The organism is Mycobacterium sp. NGS24 (assembly GCF_059813065.1).
In genome coordinates this window covers 270681-282860 of record NZ_JCALDW010000003.1, presented here as the reverse complement: position 1 = coordinate 282860, position 12180 = coordinate 270681, and the positions used below count along the sequence as shown (strand labels likewise).

The window sequence follows — 12180 nt, the reverse complement described above, 5'->3', positions numbered from 1 at the left end:
TCTTAACCTGGCTGACCTACCGGCGTGCACATCCCCCTCGGATACTGGTACAACTGTTGCAGACATCGGTGGGGGCTTGGCATGACGACGACGACAATGGTGCACGTGGGACCGCTGCGGATCCCAGAACACGACCGGCACACAGATCTGGCGACGGGAGCGGTGGCCGTCATCCGCGGGACCAAGCCCGATCACACCGTCATCGAGAATTTGCTGAGCGAACGCATTCAGCCGGGTTCGGACGTCACCCCGCACCTGCAGCGGGTCGCCCTGCCTCCCCCCGGTGACGACGCCGAGCTGTTCCGGGCCATCGCCCACGCCCTGGAGCGGCCGCTGGAGCCCGGCCGCCCGCCGTGGGAGTGCTGGATCATCGAGCGCCTCGAGGGCAACCAGTGGGCAATCCTGCTGAAGATCCACCACGGCCTTGCGCGCGACCTCCCGCCGGCGCATCTGCTCACCCGGCTCTGCGACGACGGCGATCCCGTTGCCTTCACCGATGCCGTTGCCCGGCCTCCGGTTTCACCACCCGACGGCGACACCTGGTGGCAGTTGCCGTTCGGCGCGGTCAAGATCGCGGCACGGGTTGCCGCCGACGTCGCCGCCGCCGCGAGCACCTGGCCCGCGCCGGCCGGACCGGCGAACACACTGCGGCACTATCGCACGGTGCGCGTCCCCCGCGCCGCCGTCGACAGGTTGGCCCGCAAGTTCGGGGTGAGCACCAACGACGTCGCCGTCGCCGCGATCACCGAAAGCTTCCGCACCGTGCTGGTGAGCCGCGGTGAGCAACCCCGGGCGGACTCGCTGCGGGCCGTCGGCCCGACGCTGACCTACCTCCCCGTCGATCTCGAGGATCCCGTCCGGCAGCTGCAGGCGGTGCACGCCGGGTCGAGGCAGCAGGTCCAACCCCACCCAGCACGTTCACCACGGGCGCTGTACACCAACATCATTCAATCGGTGTCTCGGTTCCGCAAACACGATGCGGTGACGTTGAGCACTGGGGCGCCCGGACCACGGCACCGGTTGCAGTTGCTGGGTCAACCACTGCAGCGCCTGCTGCCGGTCCCACCGACCGGGCCGCAACTCAGCACCGGGGTCGCAGTGCTGAGCTACGCCGACGATCTGATCTTCGGTGTCACCGCCGAATACCAGGCGGCCGCCCAGCTGGAGCAGCTTGCCGCCGGCATCGAACAGGGTACGACGCGTCTGCTGGCGCTCGGCCGGAGCTCGGTGCTGCCGTTCGAACGCCCACGCAAAAGGCCTTCGGTTCCCAGCGCCGCGGTCCGGTGGCGGCCGTCCGCGCCACCGGCGCGAGTGCGCCGCCACTGACCCGACCGGCAACCCCCTCGTGAGAGGGTGGGTACATGCCGGTCACCATCGACCCGCGACGCATCGACGCGGTCCTCTTCGACACGGACCTGCCGCTCGCTGAATCGGTACTGAACGACATGCGTGAGGCGGGCGTTCGCACCGCTACCTACACGCCGAACCCCGTGATCGAGTCGGCCGAGCGACTGGCCGTGCCGCGGGGTAGATGTGCTGTTGTCGCATCCGACGCCTCCCGGGTCAATGTCGCGCGGGACGCGGGGTTCGCGCTCGTGATCGGATTTGGCCGCGACGCGATACCCGGAGCCGACGCCGTTGTCGCCGACCTCGCCGAGATAGCCGTGCGCAAGGGGGACCGGCGCATGTCCGAGTTGGCGGACGCACTGCGGGCCATCGGCGAGATCACCGTCAGCCGACCCGCGGTGTTCTTCGACTTCGACGGCACGCTGTCAGAGATCGTGAACGACCCGGATACGGCCGAGCCGGCCCCCGGTGCATCCGAAGCACTGCAACATCTGGCCGCCCGTTGTCCGGTCGCGGTGCTCAGCGGCCGCGACCTCGCCGATGTCGCCCGGCGCGTGGGCCTGCCCGGCATCTGGTACGCGGGCAGCCACGGATTCGAACTGACGGCGCCCGACGGCACCCACCACCAGAACGAGGAAGCGGCAGCGGCCATCCCGGTGCTCGAGCAAGCCGCCGCCCAGCTGCGGGACAAACTCGGCGACATCCCCGGAGTCACGGTGGAGCACAAGCGCTTCGGGGTCGCCGTGCACTACCGCAACGCCGCGCGCGACCGGATCGGCGACGTGGCGGCCGCGGTCCGCACCGCCGGTCAACGCGACGCGCTGCGCGTGACAACGGGACGTGAAGTCATCGAGTTGCGCCCGGACCTGGACTGGGACAAGGGCCGGACATTGCGGTGGGTGATCGATCATCTGCACGAGGCAGGATCCGGACCGTTGGTGCCGATCTACCTCGGCGACGACATCACCGACGAGGACGCCTTCGACGCGGTGCGCGATGACGGCATCCCGATTGTGGTGCGGCACAACGACGACGGGGATCGCGCCACCGCCGCCCGGTATGCCCTGGACAGTCCCGCACAGGTTGCCGAGTTCACCGACGAACTGGCTCGCCGACTCGGCTGTTGACGGGTCAGTGTCGTAGGAACAGGGAGGGTGGGCATCAGCAAGCTCGGCTTCTGGAGCATTGTCATGCTCGGGATCAACGCGATCATCGGAGCCGGCATCTTCCTGACTCCGGGCGCGGTGATCCGGCTCGCGGGACCGTTGGCGCCGCTGGCCTACCTGCTGGCCGGTCTGTTCGTCGGGGTAATGGCGGTCGTCTTCGCCACGGCTGCCCGTTACGTCAAAACCAACGGCGCGTCCTACGCCTACACCACAGCCGCCTTCGGGCAGCGGATCGGCATCTACGTCGGCGTCACCCATGCCGTGGTGGCATCCATAGCCTGGGGCGTCCTGGCGTCGTTGTTCGTCGCGACACTGCTGAAAGTGGTTTTCCCCCATGAAAATTGGGCTAACGACAGTCAACTGTTCAGCGTCAAGACGTTGACGTTCCTCATTTTCATGCTGGTGTTGCTGCTCATCAACCTGTTCGGCAACCGGGCCATCGAATGGGCCAACGGGATCTCCACGGTCGGCAAGGTGTTTGCGCTGACGATCTTCATCCTCGGCGGGCTCTGGATCGTCGTCGCGGGTGGCGTCAACAACTACGCCACCGCGGGCCAGCCGGAGGTCTTCGCGCCAGCACCCTACGCATTGTTCGGGTTCATCGAGATCGGCCAGAGCACGGTGTCAGGATTGATCCTGGCGGTGATGGCCGCCCTGTATGCATTCACCGGTTTCGAATCGATCGCCAACGCCGCCGAGGAGATGCACGAACCGGACCGCAACCTCCCCCGCGCCATCCCGATTTCGATCCTCACGGTCGGCACCGTCTATGTGCTGGCGGTGACGGTGGCGATGCTGTTGGGATCGGACCGGGTCGTGCATTCCACCGACACGGTGAAACTGGCCGCGGCCATCGGCAACGACGCCTTCCGGACGGTGGTCACCCTCGGCGCCCTGGTGTCGATGTTCGGCATCAATGTCGCCGCCTCGTTCGGCGCGCCGCGGCTGTGGACCGCGCTGTCGGCCACCCGGACGCTGCCGGCGCGCCTGTCGAGAAAGAACCGCTTCGGCGTCCCGATGCTTGCGTTCGGGATCACCGCGGCCCTGGCGCTGGCGTTTCCCCTCGCGCTGCGCTTTGACATCGAGAACCTGACCGGCCTGGCGGTGATCGCCCGCTTCGTCCAGTTCATCGTCGTTCCGATCGCGCTGATCGCGCTGGCGCGAGACACCGTACGACACTCGAAGGTGAAACGAAACCGGTTCACCGACAGGGTGTTACCGGTGGCGGCGGTGGTGATCTCGGTCGCGTTGGCGGTGTCCTTCGACTACCGCACCCTGTTCCTCACCGCGCAGGGCGGCGCCAACTATTTCTCGATCGCGTTGATCGTGCTCACGTTCGTGGTGGTGCCGGCCGCCGCCTATGTCCACTACTACCGCGGCGTCAGGCGTTAGACGCGTATTCGACCTCACCGTCATCGAGCACCAGCCGAGCGGCGGGTCCATCGGTCCAATCCGCCCCGAGAGCCTCGGTGCGGAACAACGCCTTGCCCGGTTCGGTCTTCCAGATCAGGGTGGACAGCGTCTCGCCGGGAAACACCGGCTTGGTGAACCGCGCGGCGATCGAGGTGATGTTGGCGGCGACGCCGCCGCCCAGTTCGGCGACCAGCGCGCGGCCCGACACTCCGTAGGTGCACAGCCCGTGCAGGATCGGCCGGGGGAAGCCGGCCAGGTTGGTGGCGAACCACGGGTCGCTGTGCAGCGGGTTACGGTCCCCGGAGAGCCGGTAGATCAGCGCCTGGTCCTCGCGGGTGGGCAGGTCGACCCGAGCGTCGGGCTCGCGGTCGGGGAACTGCGGGGCGGCCGGTCGTTCCCCTTTCTCGCCGCCGAAGCCGCCTTCGCCGCGGATGACCAGGTTGGTCAGCGTCTCGGCGACCAGCGTCCCGCTGTCGGGATCCTTGCCCACGCCGCGCAACATCAGAACAGCGTTCTTGCCTTCACCTTTGTCCTGAATGTCGACGACCTCGCTGGTCACCGACAGCTTCCCGGCCGGCGGCAGCGGCGCATGCAACCGCACCGACTGGGAACCGTGCAGCAACATCGCCCAGTTGAAGCTGCCGACTTTGCCGGCCGCCCCGAAGGCCGGGCAGCAGATCACCGCATAGGTCGGCAGCACCTGCTGCGGAATGTCGTGGCTGTTCTCGGTCGTGAAGGGCAGTTCGTCGATTCCGGCGCCGACACCGAGTGCGTAGAGCAGCGTGTCCCGGTCGGTCCACTCGAACAATTGGGGCTCGGTCGTCGCTCCGACCGCGCTGGGGTCGATCGCCATGCAGACTCCTGTCCATCCCGAAATCACTAAATCACGTCATTTCTGTGACCTAAGCCTTGCAAACCCTTCCCACCGACGGTGTCGGCAGGGCAGGCTATCGCCATGGCGAAGCGCACCCTGATCGGGCAGGCCCCCAAAGTCGTAGCCGTGCTCGTGGCGGCGGTACTCCTCGGAGCATGCGGTGGCGGCGGCCCGCAGGCCCGCAACATCACCGTGACTTTCATTCGCAACGCCCAGTCGCAGGCCAACGCCGACGGGATCATCGACACCACAGAGCCCGGTCCCAGTCTCACCGCCGAGGGCAAGGCGCAGGCCCAGCAGCTCGCCCATCAGGTCGGGCGCACCGACTTCGACTGGATCTACACCTCCCCGATGGCCGCGGACCAGCAGACCGCGGCGCCGCTGGCCAGTGAGCTGAACAAGCAGGCCGAGATCCTGCGCGGCCTGCAGTCCATCAGCGCCGGTTGGTTCAACGGCAAGCCCGAGTCGATGGCCGCGTCCACCTACCTTTTGGCGCCGGTGCGCTGGGTCGAAGGCGACGCGGAGAACAGCATCCCCGGCTCGATCAGCGGCACCAAGTTCAATTCGGAGTTCACCGGCGCGGTGCGCAAGATCTACGACAGCGGTCACAGCAAGCCCGTCGTGTTCTCGCAGGGGACCGCGATCATGGCCTGGACGTTGATGAACGTCAAGAACCCCAAGACCACGTTGTTCAACAACCATCCGCTGCCCAACCTCGGGCGGGTCGTCATCACCGGTAACCCGGTCACCGGCTGGAAGCTGGTGGACTGGGACGGTGTGCGCAGTTTCACCTGACCCGCACGGTTGACGCGGGCGGCCGGTGCCGCCACGATGGGCTGCATGCGGTATGTCGTTACCGGCGGTACCGGGTTTATCGGGCGCCGCGTCGTTTCCCGATTGTTGGACCAGCACCCCGATGCGCAAGTGTGGGTATTGGTGCGGCGTCAGTCGCTCGGCCGCTTCGAGCGGCTCACCCAGGAGTGGGGTGAACGGGTGAAACCGCTGGTGGGCGAGCTGCCTGAACTGAATCTCGCCGATCAGGTCGTCGCCGAACTGGGCCGGGTCGAGCACTTGGTGCACTGCGCGGCCGTCTACGACATCACCGCGGGCGAGGCCGAGCAGCGCGCCGCCAACGTCGAGGGCACCCGCGCCGTGATCGCGCTGGCTCAGCGACTCGACGCCACCCTGCACCACGTGTCGTCGATCGCGGTGGCCGGTGATTTCCGCGGCGAGTACACCGAGGACGACTTCGACGTCGGCCAGCAGCTGCCGACCCCATATCACCAGACCAAGTTCGAGGCTGAGGCGCTGGTACGGGCGACCCCCGGGCTGCGGTACCGGATCTACCGACCGGCGGTGGTGGTCGGCGATTCCCGCACCGGCGAGATGGACAAGGTCGACGGGCCGTACTACTTTTTCGGCGTCCTGGCGAAGCTGGCCGTGCTGCCGTCGTTCACTCCGCTGATGCTGCCCGACACCGGCCGCACCAACATCGTGCCCGTCGATTACGTGGTCGACGCACTCGTCGCGCTCCTGCACGCCGACGGCCGGGATCAGCAGACCTTCCACCTGACCGCACCCACCACCATCGGTCTGCGGGGCATCTATCGCGGGATCGCACGCGCGGCCGGGCTGCCACCGCTGCGTGGATCACTGCCCCGCTCGGTGGGCACCTCGGTACTCCGGGCGACCGGGCGTGCCAGGGTGCTACGCAACATGGCCGCCACCCAGCTGGGGATTCCCGGCGAAGTCCTCGACGTGGTCGACCTGGCCCCCACCTTCGTCAGCGACGAAACCCAGAAGGCGTTGCAGGGCAGCGGAATTCAAGTGCCCGAGTTTTCCGCCTACGCCCCCGCCCTGTGGCGGTACTGGGCAGCGAATCTCGATCCGGACCGGGCGCGTCGCACCGATCCGCACGCGCCGCTGTTCGGCCGGCACGTCATCATCACCGGAGCGTCCAGCGGCATCGGCCGGGCCTCGGCCATCGCCGTCGCCGAGCGGGGCGCGACCGTGTTCGCCTTGGCCCGCAACGGCGAAGCCCTCGATGAACTGATCGCCGAAATCCGCGCCCAGGGTGGCCAGGCGTACGCCTTCGCCTGCGACGTCACCGATTCGGCATCGGTCGACGCCACTGTCAAGGACATCCTGGGCCGCTTCGACCACGTCGACTACCTGGTCAACAATGCCGGCCGGTCGATCCGGCGTTCGGTGGTCAATTCCACCGACCGGCTGCACGACTACGAACGGGTGATGGCGGTCAACTACTTCGGCGCGGTCCGGATGGTGCTGGCGCTGCTCCCGCACTGGCGCGAACGCCGATTCGGTCACGTGGTCAACGTGTCCAGCGCCGGAGTGCAGGCCCGCAGCCCCAAGTACAGCTCCTACCTGCCCAGCAAGGCCGCGCTCGACGCGTTCTCCGAAGTCGTTGCGACGGAGACACTCTCGGACCACATCACGTTCACCAACATCCACATGCCGCTGGTCAGGACCCCGATGATCGCGCCGTCGCAGCGGCTGAACCCGACGCGCGCGATCAGCCCCGAGCGCGCGGCGGCGATGGTGGTTCGCGGTCTCGTCGAGAAGCCGAGCCGGATCGACACCCCGATTGGCACCCTGGCCGAAGCCGGCAACTACTTCGCCCCGCGCACCGCACGGCGCATCCTGCACCAGCTGTACCTGGGCTACCCGGATTCCGCCGCGGCCCGCGGCATCGACCCTCCGGAAAAGCCGGTGCCGCAACGGTCTTCGACCCGCCGGCGGCCGACTCGCCCGGTGCGGGCCCTCAAGACCGTGGGCGTGCCCAAGCCGGTCAGGCGGGCGGTGCGACTAGTGCCGGGAGTGCACTGGTAGTCACTTCTGACACGTGAACTGATTGACGTCGATGTAGCCGATGCGGAACATCTCCGCACACCCGGTCAGATATTTGATGTAACGCTCGTAGACTTCCTCGGACTGCAGCGCGATGGCTTCATCCTTGTGGGCTTCGAGTGCGGCCGACCAGATGTCGAGAGTTTTCGCGTAGTGCGGTTGCAGCGATTGCACGCGGGTCACGGTGAAGCCGTTGGCGGTGGCCCGCTCCTGCACCATCGGTATCGACGGCAGCCGCCCACCCGGAAAGATCTCGGTGACGATGAATTTGACGAAGCGGGCGAATTCGAAGGTCAACGGCATGCCGCGTTCCTTCATCTCCAACGGGTGCAGCCCGGTGATGGTGTGCAGCAACATGATTCCGTCGTCGGGCAGGATGCGGTGCGCCAGGGTGAAGAACGCGTCGTAGCGTTCGTGGCCGAAGTGCTCGAACGCACCGATGCTGACGATGCGGTCGACGGGTTCGTCGAACTGCTCCCAGCCTTGCAACAGAACACGTTTGGAACGCGGGCTGTCCGATGCCGCGAACAGGTTCTCGACGTGATTGGCCTGGTTCCTGCTCAGAGTGAGGCCGACGACATTGACGTCGTACTGCTGCACCGCACGCATCATGGTGGCTCCCCACCCGCAGCCGACGTCGAGCAGTGTCATGCCGGGCTGCAACCCCAGTTTGCCCAACGCGAGGTCGATCTTGGCCAGCTGCGCCTCTTCCAGCGTCATGTCCGCGCGCTCGAAGTACGCGCAGCTGTAGGTCTGGGTGGGGTCTAAAAACAACCGGAAGAAGTCGTCGGACAGGTCGTAGTGGGCCTGCACATCGTCGAAGTGCGGCGCTAATTCGTCAGGCATCAGGTCAGCGTATCGTGACGCCGGTGCACACCGTGTTCGCCGACGTGGACACCGGTATCGACGACGCCCTCGCACTGATCTATCTGTTGGCCAGTCCGGACGCCACGCTGGTCGGCATCGCCTCGACGGCAGGCAATGTCGCGGTGGACCAGGTGTGCGCGAACAACCTCGGCCTGCTCGAAATGTGCGGCGCCGCCGAGGTACCGGTGTCGCGGGGTGCCGATCAGCCACTGAGCGGTCCGTTGCCTGTTCGCCGGGAGGGCCACGGGCCCAAGGGTTTAGGGCATGCCGAGCTGCCGCCCGCCGGTGGCCGGGTCACCGATTACGACGCGGCCACCGCGTGGGTGCGCGCTGCCCGCGCCCACCGCGGGGAGCTGATCGGCCTGGCCACCGCACCGTTGACCAACCTGGCGCTGGCGCTGCGCGCCGAACCGGAGCTGCCGACTCTGCTGCGGCGCCTGGTGATCATGGGCGGCTCGTACCCGCCGGACAGCCGGGAACCGGAGCCGGAATGGAACTCCCGGGTGGACCCGACGGCGGCGGCCGAGGTGTTCGCGGCCTTCGGGGCCCACCAGCGGCTGCCCATCGTGTGCGGCCTGAACGTGACCCGCCAGGTCGCAATGACCCCGCAGCTCCTGGCCGCTTTATCGGGACCTGCTGCGGTCCATCGCTTCCTCCAGGATGCGATGCGGTTCTACTTCGAGGTCCACCGCGACCGCGGGGTGGGCTACCTGGCCTACATGCATGATCCGCTGGCTGCGGCGGTGGCGCTGGACCCGGCATTGATCGAAACCCGGACCGCCACGGTGGACTTCGCGGACGTGCCCACCGCAGACTGGACCGGCGCTCGTAAACCCAACGCGCGGATCGGCATTCGGGTCAATCCGGCGGTGTTCTTCGAGCGGCTCATCGCGCGGGTGGCACCGTTTCGGCCCGGGACCTGAGGCGGCGGGTCCGTCCCAAGAATGTTCCAAGGACGGCTCCGTAACGTCGCGGCCACGGGGACGTACCGAGAGGGCGGCGATGCACCATGAAGAAACTGATCGTGGGACTGGCCACCACAGTGCTGCTGGCCGGCAACGTCTCGGCAGTGGCAGACCCCGTCAGCGCCGGGGCCACCCCCGCCGTCCCGGTGCCACTGAATTCCTGGCCGGGTTGTCCGGAAGACCATCCTGAGGGTCCGTGCCGCTGGTGCCCCGGTGACCCCCCGGTCCAGACCGGCAATCGCCGGGTGAACCCGGTGATATGGGACGAGAGCATCTGCCACACCTACTACTACGTCTACTCCGGTCAGGGGAACGTGGCGCAGAACATTTGGGACGGCGAGAACCCGCCGGCGCCGCCGCCGTGGCCGCCGGGCCTGAACTTCTGTCCGATCCCGCCCTGGTGTCCGTGAGCTCACGCAGCTTCCGGCTCAAACAGACCAATAGTTCAAGTGGCAGCGGACGTTTCATACTAACAGTATGGTACCTGCGTCCCAAAAAGTCTTGTTGAATTGTTGCGCAATTGGTACGCGCCCCTTACCTTATAAGCACGGTGAGATTCAGATCACGCGTGACAGGATTTTGCATCGACGCACAGGTCACAGTGCCGATCTGCACCCAAGGGAGGCGGTCGCGAATCGCGGCCGGGAGTTTAAGGGGACCATTCGTGTCAGGAACACGTCCGGCCGCTCGGCGGCTGAACCTTGTCGCGGTGAGCAGTGCCGAGGACGCCGGGGACCGGGCCTGGGTATCGAAGGGTCTGTGCAGGACAAAGGATCCGGACGAACTCTTCGTGACCGGTGCGGCGCAACGCCAGGCCGCGGCTATCTGCCGGCACTGCCCGGTGCTGCAGCAGTGCGGGGCGGACGCGCTGGACAACAAAGTCGAGTTCGGCGTGTGGGGTGGCATGACCGAGCGCCAGCGGCGGGCACTGCTCAAGGAGAACCCCGACGTGGTGTCGTGGTCGGCTTTCCTGAACAAGCGCAGGACGCGCTCGGTCGGCTGAGCACCCGGGCTCACGCTCCGCGGGTCCATCATTACTTTTTTGTTACAGCGAGGGTATTTCCGCTGGTCTACCGGGTTGATAACCGATTCTCATTGGACCGCCGTCAAATTGTTCACTCGTAGATTCCCTCCAGGTACCACTTGCGCTGCCGATAGCACAGCAACAGCGCACGTTCGCTCTCCAACAGCACCTGGGCGCGTGCGATGCGGCCTCCCCCCTGCCCGGGCCGGTCGTCCCACCACCGCTCGTCAACCGACCAGGGGCCGGCCCACCAGCGCAGCCGGTCCTCGCGGCCTTTGATGCTCAGTTGCGAAGGATCGGCGGAGAACATTCCCCGGCTGGTCACCCGGATCGGAGTGCCGTGTTCGTCGAGTAGTTCCACCGGGTCGTCGAGCAGTACCGCCGGGGCCGGATCAGGCAGTTGACCGGGCCAGGGCCGGTCGGGGTCCGCCTGCGGCACCGGCTCGTCACCCAAGGGGGTCAGCGTGACCCGTTCGGCCGGCCCCCGCCCACCGGACAACACCGGCACCTGCACCGCTTCCGGGCCGAGCAGACCCTGAACCCGCACCAGCGCCCGGCGGGCCCGCAGCCGGTCTTCCTCCCCCAGGCCACCCCACAGCGGCAGTTGCAGCGCCTCGGCCGAGACCACCTCGACCGCCTGCAGTCGGAGCATTGTCACCGGCGCGTCCAACGGCCGACCGCGCCGATGGCTCAACCACCCGTCCAGTTGCCAGCGCACCCGGTCGGCGGTGGCCTCCTCGGTCAACGGCTCGGCGCACCGCCACACCCGGGTCAGTTCCTCACCGGAGGCGGTGACGGCGTGAATGGCCAGCCGGGTGCACCCCACTCCGGCGGCCAGCAGTGCCTGATGCAGGGTGGCGGCCAGCGAGCGTCCGGCGAAGGCCGCGGCGTCGACGCGGTCGATCGGCGGGTCGCAGTCCAGCTCGGCGTCGAGTTCTGCCGCCGGCTCGCGACCGGAAGGGCCGCGTTCCGGTTCACCACGGGCGAACCGGTGCGCGCTCACCGCGTCGGCTCCGAACCGGGACGCCACGTCGGTGCGGGACAGCGCGGCGAACTGACCGATGGTGCGAATTCCCATCCGCCATAACAGATCCGCGAGTTCGTCCCGGCCCGGACCGGACAAGCTGGGCTCAGTGGCCAGCTGGCGGATCGACAACACCGACAAGAACCGTGCATCGTCTCCCGGTGGCACCACCCGGCCCGCCCGCGCGGCGAAGACCGCGGTGGACAACCCGTCGGCGATCCCGACCTGACACTCCGCCCCGGCCGCGGCCACCGCGTCGACCAACTTCTCGGCCGCCAGCTGCTCGGACCCGAAGAACCTGGCCGCCCCGCGCACCGGCAACACCAGGAGCCCGGGCCGCAGCACCTCGGCCCGCGGCACCAGATCGTCCACCGCGGCGATCACTCCTTCGAAGAACCGGGCGTCGCGATCGGCGTCGGCGGCCGCGAGGTGGAGTTGTGGACACCTGGCCGCCGCTTCCCGGCGCCGCAGCCCGCGCCGCACACCAACGGCCCGGGCCGTCGCCGAACAGGCGATCACCCGGTTGGCCAAGGTGACCGCGACCGGAGCCGTCACCGGCTGACCCGCGGCGGCCGCCGCTGCGACGGCGGGCCAGTCCATGCACCAGATCGCCAACACCCGAGAGGCAACCA

General features: G+C 67.6%; 11 protein-coding genes. 8 read left to right on the top strand and 3 right to left on the bottom strand.

Annotation, left to right across the window (positions count from 1 at the left end):
• Positions 1–81: 81 nt before the first annotated feature.
• Genes AC5Y6Y_RS06845 through AC5Y6Y_RS06835 form a run of 3 tightly spaced genes read left to right on the top strand, consistent with a single transcriptional unit; the run spans position 82 to position 3905 of the window.
• A complete protein-coding gene (locus AC5Y6Y_RS06845; RefSeq protein WP_473139761.1) occupies positions 82–1326 on the top strand; it encodes a wax ester/triacylglycerol synthase domain-containing protein in 1245 nt (414 codons plus the stop codon).
• 35 nt (positions 1327–1361) lie between these two features.
• A complete protein-coding gene (gene otsB, locus AC5Y6Y_RS06840; protein WP_473139762.1) occupies positions 1362–2474 on the top strand; it encodes a trehalose-phosphatase in 1113 nt (370 codons plus the stop codon).
• A gap of 27 nt (positions 2475–2501) precedes the next feature.
• A complete protein-coding gene (locus tag AC5Y6Y_RS06835) occupies positions 2502–3905 on the top strand; it encodes an APC family permease (protein ID WP_463825928.1) in 1404 nt (467 codons plus the stop codon).
• On the opposite strand, the gene AC5Y6Y_RS06830 is transcribed toward AC5Y6Y_RS06835, so the two are convergent.
• Complete coding sequence (locus AC5Y6Y_RS06830) at positions 3895–4779, bottom strand: MaoC family dehydratase (RefSeq protein WP_473139763.1); 885 nt, start codon at positions 4777–4779, stop codon at positions 3895–3897. The genes AC5Y6Y_RS06835 and AC5Y6Y_RS06830 overlap by 11 nt on opposite strands.
• Before the next feature lie 102 nt (positions 4780–4881).
• On the opposite strand from AC5Y6Y_RS06830, the gene AC5Y6Y_RS06825 reads away from it, so the two are divergent.
• Together AC5Y6Y_RS06825 and AC5Y6Y_RS06820 are read left to right on the top strand one after the other, a co-directional pair.
• The gene (locus AC5Y6Y_RS06825) at positions 4882–5595 is read left to right on the top strand and encodes a histidine phosphatase family protein (protein ID WP_463825926.1); all 714 of its coding nucleotides are present in this window, start codon (positions 4882–4884) and stop codon (positions 5593–5595) included.
• Between the two features lie 45 nt (positions 5596–5640).
• A complete protein-coding gene (locus AC5Y6Y_RS06820) occupies positions 5641–7650 on the top strand; it encodes an SDR family oxidoreductase (RefSeq protein ID WP_473139764.1) in 2010 nt (669 codons plus the stop codon).
• On the opposite strand, the gene cmaA1 is transcribed toward AC5Y6Y_RS06820, so the two are convergent.
• On the bottom strand, positions 7651–8514 hold the full coding sequence (cmaA1, locus tag AC5Y6Y_RS06815) for a cyclopropane mycolic acid synthase CmaA1 (protein ID WP_463825924.1): 864 nt from the start codon (positions 8512–8514) through the stop codon (positions 7651–7653).
• A 14-nt stretch (positions 8515–8528) separates the two neighbouring features.
• Between cmaA1 and AC5Y6Y_RS06810 the strand changes: the two genes are divergently transcribed.
• The 3 genes from AC5Y6Y_RS06810 to AC5Y6Y_RS06800 all read left to right on the top strand — a co-directional run bounded on the left by AC5Y6Y_RS06810 (position 8529) and on the right by AC5Y6Y_RS06800 (position 10503).
• Positions 8529–9458, top strand: a complete 930-nt coding sequence (locus AC5Y6Y_RS06810) for a nucleoside hydrolase (RefSeq protein WP_473139765.1) — start codon at positions 8529–8531, stop codon at positions 9456–9458.
• Positions 9459–9544: 86 nt separating this feature from the next.
• A complete protein-coding gene (locus tag AC5Y6Y_RS06805; protein ID WP_463825922.1) occupies positions 9545–9910 on the top strand; it encodes a hypothetical protein in 366 nt (121 codons plus the stop codon).
• A gap of 254 nt (positions 9911–10164) precedes the next feature.
• Positions 10165–10503, top strand: a complete 339-nt coding sequence (locus AC5Y6Y_RS06800) for a WhiB family transcriptional regulator (protein ID WP_463825921.1) — start codon at positions 10165–10167, stop codon at positions 10501–10503.
• A 112-nt stretch (positions 10504–10615) separates the two neighbouring features.
• Here AC5Y6Y_RS06800 and AC5Y6Y_RS06795 read toward each other — a convergent pair whose 3' ends face one another.
• The gene (locus AC5Y6Y_RS06795) at positions 10616–12148 is read right to left on the bottom strand and encodes a DNA polymerase Y family protein (RefSeq protein WP_473139800.1); all 1533 of its coding nucleotides are present in this window, start codon (positions 12146–12148) and stop codon (positions 10616–10618) included.
• Positions 12149–12180: the final 32 nt, after the last annotated feature.

Excerpts from the sequence above, each read along its gene's own strand:
- AC5Y6Y_RS06845 (WP_473139761.1), top strand. The coding sequence starts at position 82 with ATGACGACGACGACAATGGTGCACGTGGGACCGCTGCGGATCCCAGAA.
- otsB (WP_473139762.1), top strand. The coding sequence starts at position 1,362 with ATGCCGGTCACCATCGACCCGCGACGCATCGACGCGGTCCTCTTCGAC.
- AC5Y6Y_RS06830 (WP_473139763.1), bottom strand. The coding sequence starts at position 4,779 with ATGGCGATCGACCCCAGCGCGGTCGGAGCGACGACCGAGCCCCAATTG.
- AC5Y6Y_RS06825 (WP_463825926.1), top strand. The coding sequence starts at position 4,882 with ATGGCGAAGCGCACCCTGATCGGGCAGGCCCCCAAAGTCGTAGCCGTG.
- AC5Y6Y_RS06820 (WP_473139764.1), top strand. The coding sequence starts at position 5,641 with ATGCGGTATGTCGTTACCGGCGGTACCGGGTTTATCGGGCGCCGCGTC.
- cmaA1 (WP_463825924.1), bottom strand. The coding sequence starts at position 8,514 with ATGCCTGACGAATTAGCGCCGCACTTCGACGATGTGCAGGCCCACTAC.
- AC5Y6Y_RS06805 (WP_463825922.1), top strand. The coding sequence starts at position 9,545 with ATGAAGAAACTGATCGTGGGACTGGCCACCACAGTGCTGCTGGCCGGC.
- AC5Y6Y_RS06795 (WP_473139800.1), bottom strand. The coding sequence starts at position 12,148 with ATGGACTGGCCCGCCGTCGCAGCGGCGGCCGCCGCGGGTCAGCCGGTG.